Origin of the sequence: uncultured Escherichia sp. (assembly GCF_948475835.1) — a bacterium.
Lineage (GTDB): Bacteria > Pseudomonadota > Gammaproteobacteria > Enterobacterales > Enterobacteriaceae > ECMA0423.
The window spans coordinates 1-7,511 of sequence record NZ_CAOLGM010000171.1 but is presented as its reverse complement, the minus strand read 5'-3'; the positions used below and the strand labels follow the sequence as shown (position 1 = coordinate 7,511).

At 52.7% G+C, this 7,511-nt stretch carries 6 protein-coding genes and 2 pseudogenes; 5 read left to right on the top strand and 3 right to left on the bottom strand.

What is annotated here, in order from left to right:
• From QZF50_RS21690 to dapA, 3 genes are all read right to left on the bottom strand, one after another.
• A partial coding sequence (locus tag QZF50_RS21690; protein WP_290388987.1) for a phosphoribosylaminoimidazolesuccinocarboxamide synthase occupies positions 1-394 on the bottom strand: 394 nt, incomplete at its 3' end.
• A 212-nt stretch (positions 395-606) separates the two neighbouring features.
• Positions 607-1,641: an outer membrane protein assembly factor BamC gene (gene bamC / locus QZF50_RS21685; RefSeq protein ID WP_001330579.1), complete on the bottom strand. Its 1,035-nt coding sequence runs from the start codon at positions 1,639-1,641 to the stop codon at positions 607-609.
• A 16-nt stretch (positions 1,642-1,657) separates the two neighbouring features.
• On the bottom strand, positions 1,658-2,536 hold the full coding sequence (dapA, locus tag QZF50_RS21680) for a 4-hydroxy-tetrahydrodipicolinate synthase (protein ID WP_001295469.1): 879 nt from the start codon (positions 2,534-2,536) through the stop codon (positions 1,658-1,660).
• Between the two features lie 145 nt (positions 2,537-2,681).
• Between dapA and QZF50_RS21675 the strand changes: the two genes are divergently transcribed.
• The 5 genes and pseudogenes from QZF50_RS21675 to hyfC form a co-directional block, all read left to right on the top strand.
• On the top strand, positions 2,682-3,254 hold the full coding sequence (locus tag QZF50_RS21675; protein WP_000176187.1) for a glycine cleavage system transcriptional repressor: 573 nt from the start codon (positions 2,682-2,684) through the stop codon (positions 3,252-3,254).
• Positions 3,254-3,724: a thioredoxin-dependent thiol peroxidase gene (bcp, locus tag QZF50_RS21670; RefSeq protein WP_001068682.1), complete on the top strand. Its 471-nt coding sequence runs from the start codon at positions 3,254-3,256 to the stop codon at positions 3,722-3,724. The genes QZF50_RS21675 and bcp overlap by 1 nt, the downstream gene beginning before the upstream one ends.
• A gap of 252 nt (positions 3,725-3,976) precedes the next feature.
• Complete coding sequence (hyfA, locus tag QZF50_RS21665; RefSeq protein ID WP_001295470.1) at positions 3,977-4,594, top strand: hydrogenase 4 subunit HyfA; 618 nt, start codon at positions 3,977-3,979, stop codon at positions 4,592-4,594.
• Positions 4,594-6,611 (top strand): annotated as a pseudogene (hyfB, locus tag QZF50_RS21660) (hydrogenase 4 subunit B). The gene hyfA and the pseudogene hyfB overlap by 1 nt, the downstream one beginning before the upstream one ends.
• 10 nt (positions 6,612-6,621) lie before the next feature.
• A pseudogene (gene hyfC, locus QZF50_RS21655) lies at positions 6,622-7,511 on the top strand (hydrogenase 4 subunit HyfC); the annotation flags it as partial.

Genomic DNA, 7,511 nt, shown 5'->3' with positions numbered 1-7,511 from the left:
CCATCGGATCGTGCATGGCGTCGTTTTTCAGGAACAGATCGAACAGCGGCGGGTTCAGCTCAATACCTTCTTCGATTCCAAGACGTTTCACCAGAGAGCCAGCAGCACGGTTACGCACGACACACTCAACCGGCACCATATCCAGCTTTTTCACCAGACATTCGGTATCGGAGAGCAGACGCTCCATTTGAGTCGGGATACCCGCTTCAGCCAGTTTGCTCATAATGAAGTAATTGAACTTGTTGTTCACCATACCTTTGCGATCAAACTGCTCAATGCGCGCGCCATCCCCTGCTGACGTATCATTGCGGAATTCGAGCACCAACAGGTCCGGGTTTTCCGTGCTGTATACGGTTTTCGCTTTACCACGATACAACTCAGCTTGCTTTTGCATCTTTATCACTCCTGGGTGTGAATTAACGTTTTAAAATCTTTTGCTGTCTGGTGTGCCGGATGTTTTGTCGGATGCGGCGTGAACGCCTTATCCGAACTACGTCCGACAAACAAATTTCGTGCGAATTACCGCTAAAATCGCGTTTTCCTGCCGACGCACACGTTTGCGTATCATATCAGAAAAAAGGGCCGGATGATTCCAGCCCTGTATTTTTACTTGCTAAACGCAGCCTGGAAGACAGATACCAGCGCGTCGTTCTGACTCTGAGTCAGAGTATGACCTTTCGGATCGATGAACTGTAGGCTGCTGCGGTTATCTAAATCGCCAACCTGCAGTTTATAGTCACCGGATGCCAGGCCTGGATCGCTCGCGCCCAGTTCCTGCCAGTCGCTGTCAGACAGCGGCTTATAAGTTACGGCCATGTTACCCTGCGAACGGGTGCTGTCGGTCACTTTCATGCCCACTTTTTCCAGCGCCGCTGGCAGACGTTGCCAAACCACATTGAACGGCCCGCGTACGACCAGCATCGGTAAACCGGTGTCATCAGCTGCACTTTGTACGTCCATAGTGGTGGAGGCACGATTTTGCGCAGCGTTCGCGGCGTCAGTGGCAGATTTATCCAGACCGGCGGAAATAACGTTCATCATCTCCGTGCTGTAACGCTGCATGGAAGCCGCGTCTGCAACCGGTTTGCCCGCCTGTTCCAGGTTCAGCAGTTTAACCGTAACCGCCTGCTGATAACCCTGCGGCTTAACAGAGATTTGATAACGACCACGATACTGCTCGTCTTCGTCCAGACGGTTCCATTGTACCCAATCGGTGGTCAGTGTCTGACCAGCATCATCACGTTGGGTGATGGTGTAGTTTTTCGCCTGCAGCACGCTAACCACCTGCGGCCACAGAGTATTGCCACGACCATTTTCCACCAGCAATGAAGCGGTATCGCCCGTGAACTGGGTACGCGCGCCAGAAACCAGTGCCAGCGGCTGGGCTGGTGGACGAATGTCCAGCGCCTTACCGACAGCACCACTACCGTTGGTCACCGGGATTGCATAATCACCGGAGGTCACCGGCAAAATCATTCCAGCCGGGGCATGAAGCTCCGCAAGCGGTGCCGCTTCCAGGTAGGCTTCATCACCACTGACCTGACGCTTATAGCGTGAGTCAGAACTACAGGCAGCGAGTAATAAAACAAGCGAAACACCCGCAACCTTTGCCAGGCGCGACTTTTGAACAGAGTAAGCCATCAAATCTCCCTAAACTTTACAGCAAACCGGCATGCTTAAGCGCCGCTCTGACCGTCTCACGACCACTGTCGGTGATTGGTGTCATTGGCAGGCGCAGCGTATCGGTCGCCACAAGACCCAGTTCCTTACATGCCCATTTCACCGGGATTGGATTGGGTTCGACAAATAGTTTGTTGTGTAATGGCATCAGACGCTGATTAATAACGCGTGCCTCGGCAAAATGCCCTTCTGCTGCCAGTTTGCACATCTGGGCCATATCACGCGCTGCGACGTTAGCCGTAACGGAAATAACCCCATGACCGCCCAATTGCATGAAGTCCAGCGCGCTCGCATCATCGCCGCTCAGCAGAACAAAATCATCTGAAACCAGCTCTTTGATCTGGTTTACACGCGTTAAGTTCCCTGTTGCCTCTTTGATTCCGATAATATTTTTTACTTTCGCCAGACGGCCCACCGTTTCCGGGAGCAGATCGCAGCCAGTACGGGACGGCACATTATACAGAATTTGCGGCAGGTCAGTATGCTCAGCGATGGCTTTGAAATGCTGATACAAACCTTCTTGCGACGGACGATTGTAGTAAGGGGTTACCGTCAGGCAGCCGACGATACCACTGTCATTGAAGCGCTGCGTCAGGCTAATGGCTTCCGCAGTAGCGTTAGCGCCGGTCCCGGCAATTACCGGAATGCGCCCATCAGCCAGCTCCAGCGTCATCATCACCACATCAGCATGTTCGTCATGATTTAAGGTAGCGGACTCGCCAGTGGTGCCAACAGAAACGATCGCCGAAGTACCGCTGGCGACATGATAATCAATCAGTTTTTTCAAGCTAGCCCGACAGACATTACCTTTTTCATCCATCGGAGTAACAATCGCGACAATACTTCCCGTGAACATGGGCCATCCTCTGTGCAAACAAGTGTCTCAATGGTACGTTTGGTATGGCATTAAAAGCAAGCAGACAGAACCGTTCTGATTGTTGTATGCATGTTTTTTTTATGCTTTCCTTAAGAACAACTCACCCCTTAAAGGAATAACCAGTTTGACACTGTCATCGCAACATTATCTGGTGATCACTGCGTTGGGTGCCGATCGCCCTGGAATTGTGAACACCATCACCCGTCATGTCAGTAGTTGCGGCTGTAATATTGAAGACAGTCGCCTGGCGATGCTGGGAGAAGAGTTCACGTTTATTATGCTGCTTTCCGGTTCATGGAATGCCATTACTCTGATTGAATCAACGTTACCGTTGAAAGGTGCCGAACTGGATCTTTTAATCGTGATGAAGCGCACGACGGCGCGTCCGCGTCCGCCAATGCCAGCATCTGTCTGGGTTCAGGTCGATGTGGCAGACTCCCCGCATTTAATTGAACGCTTCACAGCACTTTTCGACGCGCATCATATGAACATTGCGGAGCTGGTGTCGCGCACGCAACCTGCTGAAAATGAACGGGCTGCGCAGTTGCATATTCAGATAACCGCCCACAGCCCCGCATCTGCGGACGCAGCAAATATTGAGCAAGCGTTCAAAGCCCTATGTACAGAACTCAATGCACAAGGCAGTATTAACGTCGTCAATTATTCCCAACATGATGAACAGGATGGAGTTAAGTAATGAATCCACTGAAAGCCGGTGATATCGCACCGAAATTTAGCTTGCCGGATCAAGACGGAGAACAAGTTAATTTGACCGACTTCCAGGGACAGCGTGTTCTGGTTTATTTCTACCCGAAAGCCATGACCCCCGGCTGTACCGTACAGGCCTGCGGCTTACGCGATAACATGGATGAGTTGAAAAAAGCGGGCGTTGATGTGCTGGGTATCAGCACCGATAAACCCGAAAAACTCTCCCGTTTTGCGGAAAAAGAGCTGCTTAACTTTACGCTCCTGTCTGATGAGGACCACCAGGTGTGCGAACAATTCGGCGTCTGGGGTGAAAAGTCCTTCATGGGCAAAACCTACGATGGCATTCATCGCATCAGCTTCCTGATTGACGCTGATGGCAAAATCGAACATGTCTTTGACGATTTCAAAACCAGCAATCACCACGACGTTGTGCTGAACTGGCTGAAAGAACACGCCTGATTACTTTGCTCCATTCCGTGCTGGCTGCGCTTGCGGCCAGCATACCTCACTTCTCGTGATCAAGATCACATTCTCGCTTTCCCCTGCGACACGGGTGTCGAATCCATTTTTTGCTGAACGTTAATGACCATCATTTTTGTACCGTTCAGAATCCAGTCAATACATAACTTATTGAATATATTGAGTTAATCAGAATGGCATCCTTTATGCAATATGAAATGCAATGTTTCATATCATTTTCAAGGAGCCGACATGAACCGCTTTGTGGTGGCCGAACCACTGTGGTGTACAGGATGTAATACCTGTCTCGCTGCCTGTTCGGACGTGCATAAAACGCAAGGTTTACAGCAACACCCGCGCCTGGCCCTGGCGAAGACGTCAACAATCACTGCCCCTGTCGTGTGTCATCACTGTGAGGAAGCCCCTTGCCTGCAGGTCTGCCCGGTCAATGCCATCTCTCAGAGGGATGATGCGATCCAACTCAACGAAAGCCTCTGTATTGGCTGCAAGCTTTGCGCCGTGGTCTGCCCATTTGGCGCAATCAGCGCTTCAGGAAGCCGTCCGGTGAATGCCCATGCGCAATATGTTTTTCAGGCTGAAGGCTCACTCAAAGACGGCGAAGAAAACGTGCTGCCCCAACATGCGTTGCTGCGCTGGGAACCGGGTGTCCAGACCGTCGCGGTGAAATGCGACCTGTGTGATTTCTTGCCAGAAGGTCCGGCCTGCGTTCGCGCTTGCCCGAATCAGGCGTTACGGCTGATCACCGACGATAGCCTGCAACGTCAGATGAAAGAAAAACAGCGCCTTGCCGCAAGCTGGTTTGCCAATGGCGGGGAGGATCCCCTTTCCCTCACTCAGGAGCAACACTAATGGATGCCCTGCAATTATTAACCTGGTCGCTGATCCTCTATCTGTTTGCCAGTCTGGCTTCGCTGTTTTTACTCGGTCTGGACAGACTGGCTATTAAGCTTTCCGGCATCACATCGCTGGTGGGCGGCGTGATTGGCATCATCAGCGGAATTACGCAATTACATGCTGGTGTAACTTTAGTCGCCCATTTTGCCACCCCTTTTGACTTTGCCGATTTAACCCTGCGAATGGATAGCCTCTCGGCATTTATGGTGCTGGTTATCTCCTTGCTGGTGGTGGTTTGTTCGCTCTATTCATTGACTTATATGCGCGAATACGAGGGCAAAGGCGCGGCGGCGATGGGCTTCTTTATGAATCTTTTCATCGCATCGATGGTTGCCCTGCTGGTGATGGACAACGCTTTTTGGTTCATCGTGCTGTTTGAAATGATGTCGCTGTCTTCCTGGTTTCTGGTCATTGCCAGGCAGGATAAAACGTCGATCAACGCTGGCATGCTCTACTTTTTTATCGCCCACGCCGGATCGGTGCTGATTATGATCGCCTTCTTGCTGATGGGGCGCGAAAGCGGCAGCCTCGATTTTGCCAGTTTCGCACGCTTTCACTTTCTCCGGGGCTGGCGTCGGCGGTGTTTCTGCTGGCCTTTTTCGGTTTTGGCGCGAAAGCCGGGATGATGCCGTTGCACAGCTGGTTGCCGCGCGCTCACCCTGCCGCACCATCGCACGCTTCGGCGTTGATGTCTGGCGTAATGGTCAAAATCGGTATTTTCGGCATCCTGAAAGTAGCGATGGATCTGCTGGCGCAAACGGGTTTGCCTCTGTGGTGGGGCACTCTGGTGATGGCGATCGGCGCAATCTCCGCGCTCCTGGGCGTGCTGTATGCACTGGCGGAACAGGATATCAAACGGCTGCTGGCCTGGAGTACCGTCGAAAACGTCGGCATTATTTTGCTGGCAGTCGGTGTGGCGATGGTCGGTCTGTCACTGCACGACCCGCTGCTCACCGTGGTTGGACTGCTCGGCGCACTGTTTCATCTGCTCAACCATGCGCTGTTCAAAGGGCTGCTATTTCTCGGCGCGGGCGCGATTATTTCGCGTTTGCATACCCACGACATGGAAAAAATGGGGGCACTGGCGAAACGGATGCCGTGGACAGCCGCAGCATGCCTGATTGGTTGCCTCGCGATATCAGCCATTCCTCCGCTGAATGGTTTTATCAGCGAATGGTACACCTGGCAGTCGCTGTTCTCACTAAGTCGTGTGGAAGCCGTAGCGCTACAACTTGCGGGTCCTATTGCTATGGTAATGCTGGCAGTCACTGGTGGGCTGGCAGTAATGTGCTTCGTAAAAATGTACGGTATTACTTTCTGTGGTGCGCCGCGCAGTACACACGCTGAAGAGGCACAGGAAGTGCCAAATACGATGATCGTCGCCATGCTACTGCTCGCGGCACTCTGCGTATTAATTGCGCTTAGTGCCAGTTGGCTGGCACCGAAGATAATGCATATTGCCCATGCGTTTACCAATACCCCTCCCGTCACTGTCGCCAGCGGAATAGCACTTGTACCCGGCACGTTTCATACACAGGTCACCCCCTCATTACTGTTGCTGTTACTACTGGCGATGCCTTTGCTGCCTGGCCTTTACTGGCTGTGGTGTCGTTCGCGCCGCGCAGCGTTTCGTCGCACAGGAGATGCCTGGGCATGCGGCTACGGCTGGGAAAATGCGATGGCCCCGTCAGGCAATGGCGTGATGCAGCCGCTGCGTGTGGTCTTCTCTGCGTTATTTCGTCTACGACAACAGCTCGACCCTACGCTGAGGCTAAATAAAGGTTTTGCGCACGTCACCGCCAGGGCTCAGAGCACAGAACCCTTCTGGGATGAGCGGGTGATCCGCCCCATCGTGAGCGCCACCCAACGGCTGGCCAAAGAAATACAGCATCTGCAAAGCGGCGACTTTCGTCTCTATTGCCTGTATGTGGTCGCCGCACTGGTTGTGCTGCTAATCGCTATTGCCGTCTAAGGAAATCACCATGAGACAAACTCTTTACGACGGATATCTGGTCATTTTTGCGTTAGCACAGGCCGTGATTCTGCTGATGCTAACCCCGCTTTTTACGGGTATTTCCCGGCAGATACGCGCGCGTATGCACTCCCGCCGCGGGCCGGGGATCTGGCAGGATTATCGCGATATCCACAAACTGTTTAAACGCCAGGAAGTTGCGCCTATATCTTCAGGTCTGATGTTCCGCCTGATGCCGTGGGTATTAATCAGCAGCATGCTGGTGCTGGCGATGGCCCTACCACTTTTTATTACCGTTTCCCCTTTTGCGGGCGGCGGCGATCTGATCACCCTTATCTATCTTCTTGCCCTGTTTCGTTTTTTCTTTGCTCTTTCCGGGCTGGATACCGGAAGCCCGTTTGCGGGAGTCGGTGCCAGTCGCGAGTTGACGCTCGGCATTCTGGTCGAACCCATGCTCATTCTCTCACTGCTGGTATTGGCGCTGATAGCAGGTTCCACGCATATCGAGATGATCAGCAATACGCTGGCAACGGGCTGGAACTCGCCGCTAACCACCGTACTGGCGTTACTGGCCTGTGGTTTTGCCTGCTTCATTGAGATGGGAAAAATTCCCTTTGATGTTGCTGAAGCAGAACAGGAATTACAGGAAGGCCCGCTGACCGAATATTCCGGTGCCGGGCTGGCGCTAGCGAAATGGGGGCTGGGGCTGAAACAGGTCGTGATGGCAGCACTGTTTGTGGCCCTGTTTCTGCCCTTTGGGCGCGCGTAAGAACTTTCTCTCGCCTGCCTGCTGACTTCACTTGTCGTTACGCTGCTCAAGGTTTTGCTGATTTTTGTACTGGCCTCAATCGCAGAAAACACGCTGGCACGCGGGCGTTTTTTACTCATTCACCATGTGAC

Coding starts and splice junctions, on each gene's coding strand:
- bcp (WP_001068682.1), top strand. CDS start 3,254: ATGAATCCACTGAAAGCCGGTGATATCGCACCGAAATTTAGCTTGCCG.
- bamC (WP_001330579.1), bottom strand. CDS start 1,641: ATGGCTTACTCTGTTCAAAAGTCGCGCCTGGCAAAGGTTGCGGGTGTT.
- hyfA (WP_001295470.1), top strand. CDS start 3,977: ATGAACCGCTTTGTGGTGGCCGAACCACTGTGGTGTACAGGATGTAAT.
- dapA (WP_001295469.1), bottom strand. CDS start 2,536: ATGTTCACGGGAAGTATTGTCGCGATTGTTACTCCGATGGATGAAAAA.